The organism is Pseudomonas sp. PDM19 (assembly GCF_014852215.1).
GTDB lineage: Bacteria > Pseudomonadota > Gammaproteobacteria > Pseudomonadales > Pseudomonadaceae > Pseudomonas.
On the sequence record NZ_JACVBG010000005.1, the window covers coordinates 314,040 to 329,374 of the forward strand.

General features: G+C 65.6%; 13 protein-coding genes. 3 read left to right on the top strand and 10 right to left on the bottom strand.

All coding sequences use genetic code 11. The annotated features are described in order from the left end of the window. Positions 1 to 208 precede the first annotated feature (208 nt). A complete protein-coding gene (gene trxA / locus IB273_RS27835) occupies positions 209 to 535 on the bottom strand; it encodes a thioredoxin TrxA (protein ID WP_081519510.1) in 327 nt (108 codons plus the stop codon). Between the two features lie 190 nt (positions 536 to 725). Here trxA and ppx point away from each other — a divergent pair, with 190 nt between their 5' ends. After that, positions 726 to 2,228 carry an exopolyphosphatase gene (gene ppx / locus IB273_RS27840; protein ID WP_081519509.1) on the top strand — a complete coding sequence of 501 codons (1,503 nt, stop codon included), beginning with the start codon at positions 726 to 728 and terminating at the stop codon, positions 2,226 to 2,228. 287 nt (positions 2,229 to 2,515) lie between these two features. Here the strand turns inward: ppx and ppk1 are convergent, their stop codons facing one another. Next, complete coding sequence (ppk1, locus tag IB273_RS27845; protein WP_192225522.1) at positions 2,516 to 4,720, bottom strand: polyphosphate kinase 1; 2,205 nt, start codon at positions 4,718 to 4,720, stop codon at positions 2,516 to 2,518. Between the two features lie 21 nt (positions 4,721 to 4,741). Next, positions 4,742 to 5,764 (bottom strand): porphobilinogen synthase, encoded by a 1,023-nt coding sequence (gene hemB / locus IB273_RS27850; RefSeq protein ID WP_081519507.1) that lies wholly within the window; start codon positions 5,762 to 5,764, stop codon positions 4,742 to 4,744. Between the two features lie 233 nt (positions 5,765 to 5,997). Between hemB and IB273_RS27855 the strand changes: the two genes are divergently transcribed. Further along, the gene (locus IB273_RS27855) at positions 5,998 to 6,558 is read left to right on the top strand and encodes a DedA family protein (protein WP_026079304.1); all 561 of its coding nucleotides are present in this window, start codon (positions 5,998 to 6,000) and stop codon (positions 6,556 to 6,558) included. Between the two features lie 13 nt (positions 6,559 to 6,571). Here the strand turns inward: IB273_RS27855 and IB273_RS27860 are convergent, their stop codons facing one another. After that, positions 6,572 to 7,810 carry a sterol desaturase family protein gene (locus tag IB273_RS27860; RefSeq protein ID WP_192225523.1) on the bottom strand — a complete coding sequence of 413 codons (1,239 nt, stop codon included), beginning with the start codon at positions 7,808 to 7,810 and terminating at the stop codon, positions 6,572 to 6,574. 139 nt (positions 7,811 to 7,949) lie between these two features. On the opposite strand from IB273_RS27860, the gene elbB reads away from it, so the two are divergent. Further along, positions 7,950 to 8,603, top strand: a complete 654-nt coding sequence (elbB, locus tag IB273_RS27865; RefSeq protein WP_081519505.1) for an isoprenoid biosynthesis glyoxalase ElbB — start codon at positions 7,950 to 7,952, stop codon at positions 8,601 to 8,603. Between the two features lie 57 nt (positions 8,604 to 8,660). On the opposite strand, the gene IB273_RS27870 is transcribed toward elbB, so the two are convergent. The 6 genes from IB273_RS27870 to IB273_RS27895 all read right to left on the bottom strand — a co-directional run bounded on the left by IB273_RS27870 (position 8,661) and on the right by IB273_RS27895 (position 15,296). Beyond that, positions 8,661 to 9,131 (bottom strand): YaiI/YqxD family protein, encoded by a 471-nt coding sequence (locus tag IB273_RS27870; protein WP_081519504.1) that lies wholly within the window; start codon positions 9,129 to 9,131, stop codon positions 8,661 to 8,663. 74 nt (positions 9,132 to 9,205) lie between these two features. Continuing rightward, entirely contained in the window at positions 9,206 to 11,107 is a 1,902-nt protein-coding gene (locus IB273_RS27875) for a cytochrome c/FTR1 family iron permease (RefSeq protein WP_151189005.1), read from the bottom strand. A 128-nt stretch (positions 11,108 to 11,235) separates the two neighbouring features. Further along, positions 11,236 to 11,865, bottom strand: coding sequence for a LysE family transporter (locus IB273_RS27880; protein WP_054910211.1), 630 nt, complete (start codon positions 11,863 to 11,865; stop codon positions 11,236 to 11,238). Between the two features lie 169 nt (positions 11,866 to 12,034). Continuing rightward, positions 12,035 to 12,793 carry a TerC family protein gene (locus IB273_RS27885; RefSeq protein ID WP_081519501.1) on the bottom strand — a complete coding sequence of 253 codons (759 nt, stop codon included), beginning with the start codon at positions 12,791 to 12,793 and terminating at the stop codon, positions 12,035 to 12,037. A 29-nt stretch (positions 12,794 to 12,822) separates the two neighbouring features. Then, a complete protein-coding gene (locus IB273_RS27890) occupies positions 12,823 to 13,386 on the bottom strand; it encodes a mechanosensitive ion channel family protein (protein ID WP_192225524.1) in 564 nt (187 codons plus the stop codon). Then, positions 13,386 to 15,296, bottom strand: a complete 1,911-nt coding sequence (locus IB273_RS27895) for an ATP-binding cassette domain-containing protein (RefSeq protein WP_081518723.1) — start codon at positions 15,294 to 15,296, stop codon at positions 13,386 to 13,388. The genes IB273_RS27890 and IB273_RS27895 overlap by 1 nt, the downstream gene beginning before the upstream one ends. Positions 15,297 to 15,335: the final 39 nt, after the last annotated feature.

A 15,335-nucleotide genomic window follows, 5' to 3' on the forward strand; every position in this document is an offset into this window, starting at 1 on the left:
AAGGGAACAAGCGTGATGCTTGAAGAGCCGCGCCGTAGATGACGGACAGGATCGCTTGGAATTCGAATGGGAAGTGCGTCGGCGACGGCTTGCAGGGGACAACGAAATAATCGTTGTGCGCCCGAATTTAACACCCGAGTTTCGGAGCGTCTAGGGGCAATAACGAAAAAACCCCGCACATTGGCGGGGTTTTTCGGGCTTCTTCGACTTAGATGTTGCTGTCGAGGAAGGCAGCCAGCTGCGACTTGGACAGTGCGCCGACCTTGGTCGCTTCGACGTTGCCGCCCTTGAACAGCATCAGGGTCGGAATGCCACGCACGCCGTACTTCGGCGGGGTGTCCTGGTTCTCGTCGATGTTCAGCTTGCAGACTTTCAGCTTGCCCTGATAGTCCTTGGCGATCTCGTCGAGTACCGGGGCGATCATCTTGCACGGGCCGCACCATTCGGCCCAGTAGTCGACCAGCACGGGACTATCGGACTTCAGTACGTCCTGCTCGAAGCTGGCATCGGTAACATTGACGATATGTTCGCTCATGTATTCTCTCCGTCAATCGGATGCGAAAAAGTGTCCGCCATCATATCCCGCCTCGGCCCACACCGAAAGGCGCAGCCGATTGAGTGTATCTATCGCTGCCGCGGTGACTTCTGATCGGTGACAACCCCTTCATTGGCACTACCTGCCTAAAATGGCAGGATGTCTCCCGTATTTATCCGGACCCGCCCCTATGCCCCATACCCCTGCCAAGACCTTTCCGATGATCGCGGCCATTGACCTTGGCTCGAACAGTTTCCACATGGTCCTGGCGAAGGCCGATCACGGCGAGATCCGCATCCTCGAGCGATTGGGCGAGAAGGTCCAGCTGGCCGCGGGCATCGGCGAGGACCGCATGCTCACCGCGGAAGCCATGCAGCGCGGCTACGACTGCCTGAAGCAGTTCGCCCAGTTCATCAATGGCATGCCGCCGGGTTCGGTTCGAGTGGTGGGCACCAACGCCCTGCGCGAAGCGCGCAACCGTGCCGAATTCATCCGCGAAGCCGACCAGATCCTCGGCCACCCGGTAGAAGTCATCTCCGGCCGTGAAGAAGCGCGCCTGATCTATCTGGGCGTGTCCCACACCCTGCCGGACAACCCCGGCAAGCGCCTGGTGGTCGACATCGGCGGCGGCAGCACCGAGTTCATCATAGGCCAGCAGTTCGAATCGCAACTGCGCGAGAGCCTGCAGATGGGCTGCGTGAGCTTCACCCAGCGCTACTTCAAGGACGGCAAGATCACCCCGGCGCGCTACGCCCAGGCCTACACCTCGGCCCGCCTGGAGCTGATGAGCATCGAGAACAGCCTGCGCCGCCTGGGTTGGGACGAGGCCGTCGGCGCCTCCGGCACCATCCGTGCGATCTGCCTGGCGATCCAGGCCGGCGGCCACGGCAACGGCGAGATCAACCCCGAAGGCCTGGCCTGGCTCAAGCGCAAGATGTTCAAGCTGGGCGAGGTCGAGAAGCTCGACATCGACGGCATCAAGCCGGACCGCCGACCGATCTTCCCGGCCGGCATGGCGATCCTCGAGGCGCTGTTCGACGCCCTCGAGCTGACCCGCATGACCCACTCCGAAGGCGCCCTGCGCGAAGGCGTGCTCTACGACCTGCTGGGCCGCCACCACCACGAGGACGTCCGCGAGCGCACCATCGGCGCACTCATGGAGCGCTACCACGTCGATCCGGAACAGGCCGCGCGCGTCGAGGCCAAGGCGCTAGAATCCCTGGACCAGGTTTCCAAGGCCTGGGACCTGAACGACGAGGGCCACCGCGAGCTGCTGATGTGGGCCGCGCGCGTCCACGAGTTGGGCCTGGACATCGCCCACTACCACTACCACAAGCACGGTGCCTACCTGCTGGAGCACTCGGACCTGGCCGGCTTCTCGCGCCTGGACCAGCTGACCCTGGCCCTGCTGGTGCGCGGCCACCGCCGCAACATCCCGGTGGACAAGTTCAACGAGCTGGGCGACGAGGGCGACAAGCTGATCCGCCTGTGCATCGTGCTGCGCTTCGCCATCCTCTTCCACCACATCCGTGGCACACAGGAAATGCCAGCCGTGGCCCTGAAGGCTTCCGGCAAGTCGCTGGACGTGCGCTTCCCGGACGGCTGGCTGGCCGCCAACCCGCTGACCCAGGCGGACTTCGAGCAGGAAGCCGAATGGCTCAAGCGCGTGGGCTATTCGCTCAGCGTGAGCTGATCTCCCCCGCGACAGACGAAGGCCCCGGCGCTTGCGCGCCGGGGCCTTTGCATTTCCAGGCATGACCTGCAGGAGCGGGCCATGCCCGCGAAATCCCGTGCGGCGGAATCCGCTCTCCACGTTGACGATCGAGCGCGGCCCGCTCCTACAGTTTGAGTTCGGTGCCAGACGTAGGGCGGATAGCGCTTGCGCGTCATGCGCTCTACCAGAACCTCCGCTGCTCCTGCGAAAGCTCAGCCATGAAAAAGCCCTGCCAAGGCAGGGCTTCTTTATGCAACGACGGCGGATCAGCGAACGCTGATCACCGGCGTGCACAGGCGCTCCAGCAGGGTCGCCTGGGCGTTGCGGGCGTTCTGGTTGCCGCTGGGGCTCTGGCGCACGTAGCTGCCGTCGGACTGCAGCACCCAGGCCTGGGTGTTGTCGCTCAGGTAGGACTCCAGCTCCTTCTTCACGCGCAGCACGAGCTTCTTGCCTTCCACCGGGAAGCAGGTCTCCACGCGCATGTCGAGGTTGCGCTCCATCCAGTCGGCGCTGGAGAGATAGAGCTTCTCCTCGCCGCCGTTGAGGAAGTAGTAGATCCGGCTGTGCTCCAGGAAGCGGCCGATGATCGAGCGCACCTGGATGTTGTGCGACACGCCCGGCACTCCCGGACGCAGGCAACACATGCCGCGCACCACCAGGTCGATCTTCACGCCGGCCTGGCTGGCCTTGTACAGCGCGCGGATGACCTTGGCGTCGGTCAGCGAGTTGACCTTGGCCATGATGTGCGCCGGCTTGCCTTCGGCAGCCTGGGCGGCCTCGCGGTTGATCATCTCCAGCAGGTTCTTCTTCAGGGTGAAGGGCGCGTGCAGGAGCTTCTTCATGCGCAGGGTCTTGCCCATGCCGATCAGCTGGTTGAACAGCTTGTGCAGGTCCTCGCAGAGCGCCACGTCGGCGGTCAGCAGGCTGTAGTCGGTGTACAGGCGGGCATTGCCGGCGTGGTAGTTGCCGGTGCCCAGGTGCGCGTAACGGCGCAGCTCGCCGTCCTCGCGACGCAGGATGAGCATCATCTTGGCGTGGGTCTTGAAGCCGACCACGCCGTAGATCACCACCGCGCCGGCCTGCTGCAGGCGGCTGGCCAGTTGCAGGTTGGATTCTTCGTCGAAGCGCGCCCGCAGCTCGATCACCACGGTGACTTCCTTGCCGTTACGCGCGGCTTCCACCAGTGCGTCGACGATCTCCGAGTTGGCCCCGGAGCGGTACAGCGTCTGCTTGATCGCCAGCACGCTGGGGTCCTTGGCGGCCTGGCGCAACAGGTCGACCACCGGGGTGAAGGACTCGAACGGGTGCATCAGCAGCACGTCGAGCTTGCCCAGCACGTTGAACAGGTTTTCCTTCTTCTGCAGCAGCTTGGGGATCGCCGGGGTGAACGGCGGGGACTGCAGCTCCGGATGACTGGCCAGACCGGTGACGCTGAACAGGCGGGTCAGGTTGACCGGCCCGCTGACGCGGTACAGCTCGGTCTCGGACAGGCCGAACTGCTTGAGCAGGTAGTTGGACAGCGGCACCGGGCAGGTATCCACCACCTCCAGACGCACCGCATCGCCGTAGCGGCGCGAGAACAGCTCGCCACGCAGTGCGCGGGCCAGGTCCTCGACGTCCTCGGCATCCACCGAGAGGTCGGCGTTACGGGTCAGGCGGAACTGGTAGCAGCCCTTCACCTTCATGCCGTGGAACAGGTCGTCGGCGTGGGCGTGGATCATCGACGAGAGGAACACGTAGTTGTCGCCAGGGCCGGCGACTTCTTCGGGCAGGCGGATGATCCGCGGCAGCGAGCGCGGCGCCGGGATGATCGCAAGGCCGGAGTCGCGGCCGAAGGCGTCCAGGCCTTCGAGCTCGACCATGAAGTTCAGGCTCTTGTTCACCAGCAGCGGGAACGGGTGGGTCGGGTCGAGGCCGATCGGGGTGACGATGGGCGCGATCTCGTCGCGGAAGAAGCGACGGACCCAGGCCTTGATCTTCGGCGTCCAGTAGCGGCGGCGGATGAAGCGGATGTCGTGCTTGGCCAGCTCCGGCAACAGGATGTCGTTGAGGATGCTGTACTGGCGGGCGACCTGCTCGTGCACCTGCTCGCTGATGCGCGCCAGCGCCTGGTGCGGCAACAGGCCGTCGGCGCCGGCCTGTTCACGGGCGAAGGTGATCTGCTTCTTCAGGCCGGCAACACGGATCTCGAAGAATTCGTCGAGGTTGCTGGAGAAGATCAACAGGAACTTCAGGCGTTCCAGCAGCGGGTAGGACTCGTCCAGCGCCTGTTCCAGCACGCGGATGTTGAACTGCAGCTGCGAGAGCTCGCGATGAATATAGAGGGCACTGTCGTCCACGTTGATCGCTGGCACCGCCGGCTCGGCGGGTGGCGGCGTCGCCTCGGCGACCTCCTCCACGACGACTTCGGTGATTTCAGCGGTGGTGTCAGCTTCGATAACTTCGGTTTCGCTAATGCCTTCGGTATTCATCGCTCGTCTCATCGACGGGGGTCAGCCCGCACTTTTGATTTTTTTCAATTGTTGCGCCGCGCGCTTGGCGAAGTAGGTCAGGATGCCATCTGCGCCCGCGCGTTTGAAGGCCAGCAGCGATTCGAGGATCACCGCATCGCTGAGCCAGCCGTTGTTGATCGCGGCCATGTGCATCGCGTACTCGCCGCTGACCTGGTAGACAAAGGTCGGCGCGCGGAATTCGTCCTTGGCCCGGCGAACGATGTCGAGATACGGCATGCCCGGCTTGACCATGATCATGTCGGCACCCTCGGCGAGGTCAGCGTAGATCTCGTGCAGCGCTTCGTCGCTGTTGGCCGGGTCCATCTGGTAGGTGGCCTTGTTGCCCTTGCCCAGGTTGGCGGCGGAGCCGACGGCGTCGCGGAACGGGCCGTAGTAGGCGCTGGCGTACTTGGCCGAGTAGGCCATGATGCGGGTGTTGATGTGGCCGGTGGATTCCAGGGCCTCGCGGATCGCGCCGATACGGCCGTCCATCATGTCCGAGGGAGCCACGACCTGGGCGCCGGCCTCGGCGTGGGAAAGCGCCTGCTTGACCAGCACATCAACGGAAATGTCGTTCAGGACGTAGCCATCCTCGTCGAGGATGCCGTCCTGGCCGTGGCTGGTGAACGGGTCCAGCGCCACGTCGGTGATGATGCCCAGCTCCGGGAAGCGCTCGCGCAGGGCGCGGGTGGCGCGCTGGGCGATGCCGTCGGGATTGAAGGCTTCGGCGCCATCGAGGGATTTCTTCTCCAGCGGGGTTACCGGGAACAGCGCCAGCGCGGGGATGCCCAGCTCTACCAGCTCTTCGGCTTCCTTGAGCAGCAGGTCGATGGACATGCGCTCCACACCCGGCATCGAGGGCACCGCTTCACGCTGGTTCTTGCCGTCGAGGACGAACACCGGAAGGATCAGGTCGTTGGTGGTCAGGACGTTTTCGCGCACCAGACGGCGGGAAAATTCGTCACGACGGTTGCGACGCAGACGAGTGAAGGGGAAGGCACGATCGGCGGGAATGAAGCTCACGGCGTACTCCAGGGCCTGATACAGCAGGCACAGTCTGACAGTTATAGCCCTGAATTATGACCGATTGGTAACAACCGGTAACAGTGACCCTTGGTCGCGGCATCCTGCCGCAGCGGCAAGCCGCCGCTCTGCACCGGCACAGGCTTGTTCCAGGTCAGTTGTGCGGAGTGGGGTGCCTTCCCTGCGGACGACAACCGAGTTAGGCTTCGCGTTCATTTCGCTGCGTTGCCTCGATAATGCTCCAACAATTCCTGCAGGATTTCGGCTACTTCGCGCTGTTTCTCGGCACGTTCTTCGAGGGTGAGACCATTCTGGTCCTGGCCGGCTTCCTGGCATTCCGCGGCTACATGCAGCTGGAGTACGTCATCGCGGTGGCTTTCTTCGGCAGTTACGCCGGTGACCAGCTCTGGTATTTCCTCGGCCGCCGCCACGGTCGCAAGCTGCTTGCGCGCAAACCGCGCTGGCAGAAGATGGGCGACAAGGCCCTGGAACACGTACGCAAGCATCCCGACCTGTGGGTGCTGAGCTTCCGCTTCGTCTACGGCCTGCGCACCGTGATGCCGGTGGCCATCGGCCTGTCCGGCTACCCGCCGGCACGCTACCTGCTGCTCAACGGCATCGGCGCCATAGTCTGGGCCACTGTGCTGGGCAGCGCTGCCTTCTACTTCGGCAGCGTGCTGGAAGGCGTACTGGGCAACATCAAGAAGTACGAACTCATGGTCCTCGGTGGCCTCGTGGTGATCGGCCTGCTGTTCTGGCTGCGTCGCCGCTTCAAGGCCAGCAAGACCGACTGAGCACCCCGGCCGATCAGGCCACCTGCGGCAGGCGCTCGGCGCGCCGCAGGCCCAGCAGACCGATCAGGCTGAGCAGCGAGTAGACCGCCAGCGCCCAGGGCGCCCACTGCGGCAGCTCGATCCCTCCCCATAGCACCATGGCCGCCACTGCCGGCACGTTCAGCGCCAATCGCAGCAGTTCCAGGCGCAGCGCCCAGCTACGGTTCTCCAGCCAGCAGCCGATGGCGTAGAGCCCGAAAGCCATCCAGCTCCAGCCAATCACCAGCGGCAGTACCTGCCAGTGCTCGCCGACACCCAGCAACCAGGTGCCGACCACCACGTAGATGGCAAACTGCAGCCCGGCGTACCACTGCCGGCCACGCGTCAGCGGCACCTCGAACTTGCGGAAGGACGCCAGGTCCGGCTTGGCCATGGGGTAGCGCTGGGCAACGTCCGCGGGACGCCAGCCGGTACGCATGAACCAGATGCGCAGCTTGTCCCAGGTACTGCCGGCGCGGCGCGCATCGTTCCACAGGTGCGCGTAGACCTGCAGGTTGGCCCAGAGCGGGTTCCAGCTGGCCAGCGGCACGGTCACGCCAAATACCACCGGCTCCTCGTCCAGCTCCTCCTGGAAGGTGCCGAACAGGCGGTCCCAGACGATGAACACGCCGCCGTAGTTGCGATCCATGTAGACCGGGTTCTGCGCGTGGTGCACGCGGTGGTTGGACGGGGTGATGAAGATCCACTCGAACCAGCCCAGCTTGGGGATGTGCCGGGTGTGCACCCAGAACTGGTAGAGCAGGTTCAGCGCGCCGACCGTGAGGAACACCAGCGGCGGCACGCCGGCGATGGCCATGGGCAGGTAGAAGATCCAGCCGAAGATGAAGCCGGTACTGGTCTGCCGCAGCGCGGTGGAGAGGTTGTAGTCCTCGCTCTGGTGGTGCACCGAGTGGGCAGCCCAGAGCACGTTGCGCTCGTGGCCCAGGCGGTGGTTCCAGTAGTAGCAGAAGTCGTAGAAGACGAAGGCGAACACCCAGACCCAGAGGTTCTGCGTGGACATCTCGAAAAGCGCCAGGTGCTGCCAGGCGATGGCGTAGGTGAGCACCGCCAGGCCCTTGGTCAGCAGGCCGCTGGTGGTGGACAGCACACCGGCGCTGAGGCTGTTCAGCGCATCGCTCAGACGGTAGGTGCGCATGCCACGCCAGCGGTCGGCGAGCAACTCGATGGCAATCAGGAGGAAAAAGAAGGGTACGGCGAAGAGGATGTAGTTCATGGCGTGGCCGAGTCGTTATGCTTATGGGAAGGCCCAGATTCGTTGATCCTAGCCTCTACCTCCGCGCCGGCCCCGACCGCCGGCGCCAAGCCGGGCGGCATATCGCGACATGCCCGGCATCCTCGAACAGGAGCAGTCCATGCAGAAGAAAGTTGCCGTCATCCTCTCCGGCTGCGGCGTCTACGACGGCGCCGAGATCCACGAAAGCGTGATCACCCTGCTGCGTCTTTCCCAGCGCGGCGCCAAGGTGCAGTGCTTCGCCCCGAACATCGCCCAGCACCATGTGCTGAACCACCTCACCGGCGAGGAAATGGCCGAGAGCCGCAACGTGCTGGTGGAATCCGCGCGCATCGCCCGTGGCGAGGTGAAGGACGTGCGCGAAGCCAAGGTGGAAGATTTCGACGCACTGATCGTGCCCGGCGGCTTCGGCGCGGCGAAGAACCTCAGCGACTTCGCCTTCAAGGGCGACCAATGCGAAGTACAGCCGGACGTACTGGCCCTGGCCAAGGCCTTCGCCGCGGCGAAAAAGCCGGTTGGCCTGCTCTGCATCGCCCCGGCCCTGGCCGCGCGCATCTATGGCGCCGGCGTGGAATGCACCATCGGCACCGACGAAGGCACCGCCCAGGCGCTGACCAGCATGGGCGCCAAGCACATCGACTGCGCCGTGGAAGACATCGTAGAGGACAAGGACCACAAGCTGGTCACCACCCCGGCCTACATGCTCGCGCAATCCATCGCCGAAGCCGCCAGCGGCATCAACAAGGCGGTCGACCGGGTGCTGGAGCTGGCCTGAGCGGTACGCTGAACGCAAAACGCCCGGCAATGCCGGGCGTTTTCGTTTTGTGCCAGATCAGCCCTTGCGGCTCTCCGCCTCGCGCAGCAGGCGCGTCAGCAGCCGGTCCAGGCCGTTGGCGAAGGCCTGGCGGTCCTTGTCGCCGTAGGGCGCCTGCCCTCCCCCCACCTGCCCCTGTTCGCGCAGGTCGGTGAACAGGTTGCGCACGGCCAGGCGCTCGCCCATGTTCTTCTCGTCGAACTCGCGGCCACGCGGGTCCAGCGCATCGACGCCCTTCTTCACCAGCCGGTCGGCCAGCGGCACGTCGCTGCAGATCACCAGGTCGCCGGGCTCGGCCTGCTCCACCAGGTAATCGTCGGCGGCGTCCATCCCGCTGGGCACCACTATCAGGCTGACGCAGGCGAACGGCGGCTTGGCCACGGGCTGGCCGGCGACCATCACCACCTCGAGCTTGCGCTTGAGGGCGAACTTGGCCACCAGCTCCTTGGCCGCGCGCGGGCAGGCGTCGGCATCGATCCAGATACGCATATTCGGAAAACCAATCTCCAGAAAGCACGACGGCCAGTATCGCACTGGCCGTCGTGTATCGCTCAGCTATCGCCTCAGGACGAGGCGATCTCGGCGGCCTTGCGGCGCTCGGAGAAGTAGCTGCGTCCGTAGAGCACGGCCACCGCCACCAGTGCCACGGCCTGGGCCGACAGCGAGTAGGCGTCGGCCTTGATGCCGAGCCAGTCGAAGTCGAAGAAGGGCACCGGGCGGGTACCGATCACGCCGGCTTCCTGCAGGGCGACCACGCCGTGGCCGGCGAAGACCACCGACAGGGCGCACAGCAGCGCAGCGTTGACGGTGAAGAACAGCTTCAGCGGCAGCTTCGCCGAGCCACGCAGGATCACGAAGGCGATGGCGATCAGGATCACCACGGCGGTGCCCGCACCAGCGATCACTGCGTTGTGACCGGCCGGGCCGGCCTGCAGCCAGAGGGTCTCGTAGAACAGGATGACCTCGAACAGCTCGCGGTAGACCGAGAAGAACGCCAGCACCGCGAAGCCGAAGCGGCCACCGCCGCCCACCAGGCTGCTGCGGATGTAGTCCTGCCAGGCGGCGGCGTGGCGGCGGTCGTGCATCCACACGCCGAGCCAGAGCACCATCACGCAGGCGAACAGCGAGGTGAAGCCTTCCATCAGCTCGCGCTGGGCACCGCCGATGTCGATGACGTAGGCGGCGACTGCCCAGGTAGCGAAGCCGGCAACGAAGGCCAGGCCCCAGCCGATGTGGACGCCGCGCACGGCCTTCTCCTGCCCGGTGTTGCGCAGGAAGGCGAGGATCGCGGCCAGCACCAGGATCGCTTCCACGCCTTCGCGCAGGAGGATCAGCAGGGCCGAGACGAAGCTGATAGAGGTGCTTAGCGAGTCGCCGCTCAGGGCCTTGGCGGCGTCCGCCAGCTTGGCCTTGGCCAGTGCCAGCTGCTGAGCCACTTCGGCTTCCGGCAGGCCGTCACGCAGCGCCTGACGGTAGGCCATCAGCTGCTTCTCGGTGGCCTTGCGCAGGTCGGCGTCGACGTTGTCCAGCGAGCTTTCCACCAGCTCGAAGCCTTCCAGGTAGGCCGCCACGGACAGGTCGTAAGCCTGATCGTGATCGCCGGAGCGGTACACGGCGAAGCTCTTGTCCAGGGTCGCGGAGGTGTAGTCGATCTGCTGCGCCGGACCACGGTGCTCCAGCGGCGGGTGGGCACGCAGGGCACGGAAGCTCTCGGCCGCCGCCTCGCCATCGCGCTCGGCGACATCGGCCGGGGTCTGGGTCGAGAGGGTCGCCAGCGGGTAGGCGTGGGCCGGATCGGCCTTGGCCTGACCGGCACTGAGGCCGGCGATATAGGACGCCAGGTCCCAGCGCTGACGCTCGTCGAGCTGGTCGGCGAAGGCCGGCATGTCGGTGCCGGAAACACCCAGGCCGATGACGTTGCGCAGGTCATACAGACTCAGCTGGTCGAGGCGCGCGCGGTCGGTCAGGTTGGCCGGCGGCGGCTCCAGGCCGATGCCCGCCGGTCCGTCGCCCTTGCCAGCGTCACCGTGGCAGATCGAGCACTGCTGGGTGTAGATCTCGGCGGCGCGGGTCGGGTCCGGGGTGATCGAAGGGGTCTGCACCACCTGGTAGATATCGGCGACGCGCGCCTCCAGATGACGGGCCTGCTGGGCGACCTGCTTGCCGGGGAGGCGCTGCTCGATGGCCTGCTTGAGGCTGGCGGCGTCCTTTTCCAGGTCGGCGCGTTCGGGGGCGGCCGGCAGGGTGACGATCAGCGCCTGCAGATTGCCGACGAACTCCAGCTGCTCCTTGTATTCGCTCTCGTCCACGACCTTGCCGTCGGTGACGGTGGCCGGGTAGTCGGCAGCGAGATAGCTGAGCAGGTGAAGGGCTTGGGAGGGGTCGACAGCCGTGTCGGCGTGAGCTCCAAGGCTGAAGAGACCGACCAGCGGCAACAGCCAGACGAAAAGTTTGGAGGGGCGCATACGGAAAGGTAAATGAGAATGAAAGAGGTTAAATTGTCACCTCAGGTTTCCGTCTATGCAAGGACAAATGTCCCGCAGAGTTGCGTCCGAAGCGCTCATGAGGGCGCTCCGGAGCCAGGAAATCCCCCTCAGGCCGGTGCGCGGCGGACGGTGGCGAGCAGTGCGGCGGCGCCCACGAAGAGGGTCGCGAAAGTCCGATTCATCACCCGCTGCTGGCGTTGCGAGCGCAGGGCGCGCAGTACGCGCGCGGCCAGGCCGGTGTAGCCGGCCATGACGATCAGGTCCACGGTGATCATGGTGGCGCCCATGATCACGTACTGGATCGCCATCGGACGGTGCGGGTCGACGAACTGCGGCAGCACCGCGAGCATGAAGATCACCGCCTTGGGGTTGCTGGCGTTGACCAGGAAGCCGCGCAGCACCAGGGTCAGCGGCCGGCCGATAGGGCGCTCGCCGCTCGCTGCCATCACCTGCGGGGCAGCGGTCCACTGGCGGTACGCGAGGTAGACCAGGTACACCACGCCGAACCACTTGATCGCACTGAACGCCACTGCCGAGGCCGAGAGCAGCGCGCCGACGCCTGCAGCGACGATCGCGATCTGCAGCGCCAGGCCGATCTGCAAGCCCAGGGCATTCCAGTAACCACGCCAGAAGCCGTATTGCAGCCCGCAGGACATCGAGGCAATGGCCCCGGCGCCGGGCGACAGGCTGATCACCCAGCAGGCGATGAAGAAGGCGAACCAGGTACTGGCGAGCATTGCTGACCTCACGGCGCCAGGCAGGCGCAATAATTTGTTACGGGGAGCCAGTGTGCCTCAGTCGCGCCGACTCGCCCAGCCTGGCCGACGAAGGTCGGATGACCGTCGCCGGAGCGCCAAACAGAAAGCCCGGCACTGGGCCGGGCTTTTTCGTTTCACGACAGACCGATCAGCTCGGGATGTCCTTGCGCAGCTTCACCGGCTCCTCGCCGCGCTTGCGCGCCAGGGCGCCGCGCAGGCGGATGTTGATCGCCTCCACTGCCAGCGAGAAGGCCATGGCGAAGTACACGTAGCCCTTGGGCACATGGATCTCGAAGGCTTCGGCGATCAGCACGGTGCCGACCACGATGAGGAACGACAGCGCGAGCATCTTCAGCGACGGGTGCTTCTCGATGAAGGCGCTGATGGTGCCGGCCGACAGCATCATCACGCCGACCGAGATGACGATGGCCGCGACCATCACCGGTACGTGCTGCACCAGGCCCACGGCGGTGATCACCGAGTCCAGCGAGAAGACGATGTCGATGATCGCGATCTGGATGATGATGCCCATGAAGCCGCGGGACTTGCCGCCTTGCTGGCCGCCCTCTTCCGCACCTTCGAGGCTGTGGAAGATTTCCATGGTGCTCTTGAACAGCAGGAACAGGCCACCGAAGAACAGGATCAGGTCGCGCCCGGAGATGCCGTGGTCGAACACCGTGAACAGGTCGGCCGTCAGGCGCATCACCCAGGTGATCGACAGCAGCAGCAGGATACGCGTGCCCATCGCCAGCGCCAGGCCGAAGAAACGCGCCTTGGGTTGCTGGGCGGGCGGCAGGCGGCCAACCAGGATCGAGATGAAGATGATGTTGTCGATGCCCAGTACGATTTCCAGGGCAGTCAGGGTCAGAAAGGCAACCCAGATCTCAGGGCTAGTGAGCCATTCCATAGTGGGGATGTCCGTTGGGGGTCAAGGGGTCAGGGGGTGGTGGGGAAATTCGGGCCGCGCCAGCGGCGGATGGCCTTCTGGAAGAACAGGTTGTTCGGCACTTGCAGCAGCGCGCCAGGGGTGCCGTCCTCGGCGACTTCCTCCAGGGTGGTGTAGAGCAGGTTGATTGCGATCACCCGGCCCTTCACGCCGGGCTTGTCGGCGGACTCGATGACGTCCACGCGATCGCCCAGGCGGAACGGGCCCATGGTGAAGATCATCAGCGCGCAGAACAGGTTGGAGAGCACGCTCCAGATGGCGAAGAAGGCCACCGCCGCAACGGCGGCGAAGCCGGTCAGCGCAGCCCAGAGCACATCGGCGGAAACGCCCAGGCGCTCCAGCACCAGCATTACCGCCGAGCCCATGATCAGCCAGCGCAGGCCGCCGCGCAGCGGCAGCAGCAGCTCCGGCGGCATCGGGTAGCGTTCACCCAGGCGACTGACGGCGCGCGTCACCACGCGCTGCACCAGCCACGCCAGCAGCAGGACGAGGATGATCTGCCCGCCGCGCAGCAGCGGTTCGCTCCACGCCACCAGCAGGTTCACATCGTCCATCACTCGCTGGCCTCGAGCTGGCGCTGCAGCTCTTCGAGGGTTTCCAGGGCCATCAGCCAGGACTCTTCCAGCTCGCTCTCGCGACCCTTCAGGGTCGCCTGGCGGGCCAGCAGATCGCGCAGTTCATCCTTGCGCGAAGACTCGTAGAGCGCGCTGTCGCCCAGGCGCTGCTCCAGCTCGGCGAGTTGCTCATGGACCTTGCCCAGCTCCTTCTCCAGCTTGTCCGCCTCGCGCTTGTGCGGGGCGAGCTGCTGGCGCAGGGCCGCGGCGGCCTGGCGCTGGGCGCGCTTGTCAGTCTTGTCGCCAGCGGGAGCGGCGGGCGACGACGGCGCCTGCCGCGCGCGGAAATCCACCAGCCAGCGGGCGTAGTCTTCGAGATCGCCATCGAACTCCTGGATGCGCCCGTCGGCCACCAGCAGGAACTCGTCGGTGGTGCTCTTGAGCAGGTGCCGATCGTGCGACACCACCACCACGGCGCCGGAGAATTCCTGCAGCGCCAGGGTCAGCGCCAGGCGCATTTCCAGGTCGAGGTGGTTGGTCGGTTCGTCGAGCAGCAGCAGGTTGGGCTTCTGCCAGGCGATCAGAGCCAGGGCCAGGCGTGCCTTCTCGCCACCGGAGAAATTCAGCACCGGCTCGTCACAACGCTCGCCACGGAAGTCGAAGCCCCCGAGGAAGTCACGCAGGGTCTGCTCGCGCTCGGCCGGCGCGATGCGCGCCAGGTGCAGCAGCGGGCTGGCCTTGGGGTCCAGCGAGTCGAGCTGGTGCTGGGCGAAGTAGCCGATGGCGAGGTTCTCGCCACGGGCAAGCTCACCGGACAGCAGCGACAGGTCGCCGGACAGGGTCTTGATCAGGGTCGACTTGCCCGCGCCGTTGGGGCCGAGAAGGCCGATGCGTGCGCCGGGCACCAGTTGCAGCTTGACCTTTTCCAACACGGTCTTGTCGCCGTAACCCAGGCGAGCTTCGGAGAGATTCAACAGCGGGCTGGAAATCTTGTCGGACTCGCGGAAGGCAAAGTCGAACGGCGAATCGACGTGGGCCGGCGCCAGTTCCTCCAAGCGCTCCAGCGCCTTGATCCGGCTCTGCGCCTGGCGGGCCTTGGTGGCCTGGGCGCGGAAGCGGGCAATGTACTTTTCCATGTGGGCGCGTTGCGCCTGCTGCTTCTCGTACGCCTGTTGCTGCTGGGCGAGGCGTTCGGCGCGGGTACGCTCGAAGGCCGAGTAGCCGCCACGGTACAGGGTCAGCTTGCGCTGTTCGAGGTGGGCAATGTTGTCCACCACGGCGTCGAGGAAGTCGCGGTCGTGGGAGATCAGCAGGAGCGTGCCCGGATAGCCCTTGAGCCACTCTTCCAGCCAGAGAATGGCGTCGAGGTCGAGGTGGTTGGTGGGCTCGTCGAGCAGCAGCAGTTCGGACGGGCACATCAGCGCCTGCGCCAGGTTCAGGCGCATCCGCCAGCCACCGGAGAAGTCGCCGACACGGCGGTCCATCTGCTCGGAGGTAAAGCCCAGGCCGGCCAGCAGCTTGCGCGCGCGGGCGTCGGCGGTGTATCCGTCGGCGCTGTCCAGCTCGCTGTGCAAGCGCGCCAGGGCAGTGCCATCGTGGGCGTCTTCCGCCGCGGCGAGGTCCGCCTGGATCTTGCGCAGGTGCACGTCGCCGTCGAGCACGTAGTCGACGGCGAGGCGGTCGAGGGTATCGACCTCCTGGCGCATGTGCGCGATGCGCCAGTCCGCGGGCAGGTAGCAGTCGCCGGCGTCCTGGCCGAGCTGGCCGCGCAGCAGGGCGAACAGGCTCGACTTGCCGGCGCCGTTGGCGCCGATCAGGCCGACTTTCTGTCCGGCGTGCAGGGTGAGTTCGGCACCTTCCAGCAAGCGCTGGGGGCCACGCTGTAGCGTAAGATTTTGTAGTCGAATCATGGCGGCGGAGTTTATCAGCTTCGCCTGGCAATCGCTGTG

What these genes read in the sequence shown, in the direction of transcription:
- ppx (WP_081519509.1), top strand. Translation starts at nt 726, where the DNA reads ATGCCCCATACCCCTGCCAAGACCTTTCCGATGATCGCGGCCATTGAC.
- IB273_RS27890 (WP_192225524.1), bottom strand. Translation starts at nt 13,386, where the DNA reads ATGGACGATGTGAACCTGCTGGTGGCGTGGAGCGAACCGCTGCTGCGC.
- IB273_RS27895 (WP_081518723.1), bottom strand. Translation starts at nt 15,296, where the DNA reads ATGATTCGACTACAAAATCTTACGCTACAGCGTGGCCCCCAGCGCTTG.
- elbB (WP_081519505.1), top strand. Translation starts at nt 7,950, where the DNA reads ATGCAGAAGAAAGTTGCCGTCATCCTCTCCGGCTGCGGCGTCTACGAC.
- IB273_RS27875 (WP_151189005.1), bottom strand. Translation starts at nt 11,107, where the DNA reads ATGCGCCCCTCCAAACTTTTCGTCTGGCTGTTGCCGCTGGTCGGTCTC.
- IB273_RS27880 (WP_054910211.1), bottom strand. Translation starts at nt 11,865, where the DNA reads ATGCTCGCCAGTACCTGGTTCGCCTTCTTCATCGCCTGCTGGGTGATC.
- IB273_RS27885 (WP_081519501.1), bottom strand. Translation starts at nt 12,793, where the DNA reads ATGGAATGGCTCACTAGCCCTGAGATCTGGGTTGCCTTTCTGACCCTG.
- IB273_RS27860 (WP_192225523.1), bottom strand. Translation starts at nt 7,810, where the DNA reads ATGAACTACATCCTCTTCGCCGTACCCTTCTTTTTCCTCCTGATTGCC.
- ppk1 (WP_192225522.1), bottom strand. Translation starts at nt 4,720, where the DNA reads ATGAATACCGAAGGCATTAGCGAAACCGAAGTTATCGAAGCTGACACC.
- trxA (WP_081519510.1), bottom strand. Translation starts at nt 535, where the DNA reads ATGAGCGAACATATCGTCAATGTTACCGATGCCAGCTTCGAGCAGGAC.
- IB273_RS27870 (WP_081519504.1), bottom strand. Translation starts at nt 9,131, where the DNA reads ATGCGTATCTGGATCGATGCCGACGCCTGCCCGCGCGCGGCCAAGGAG.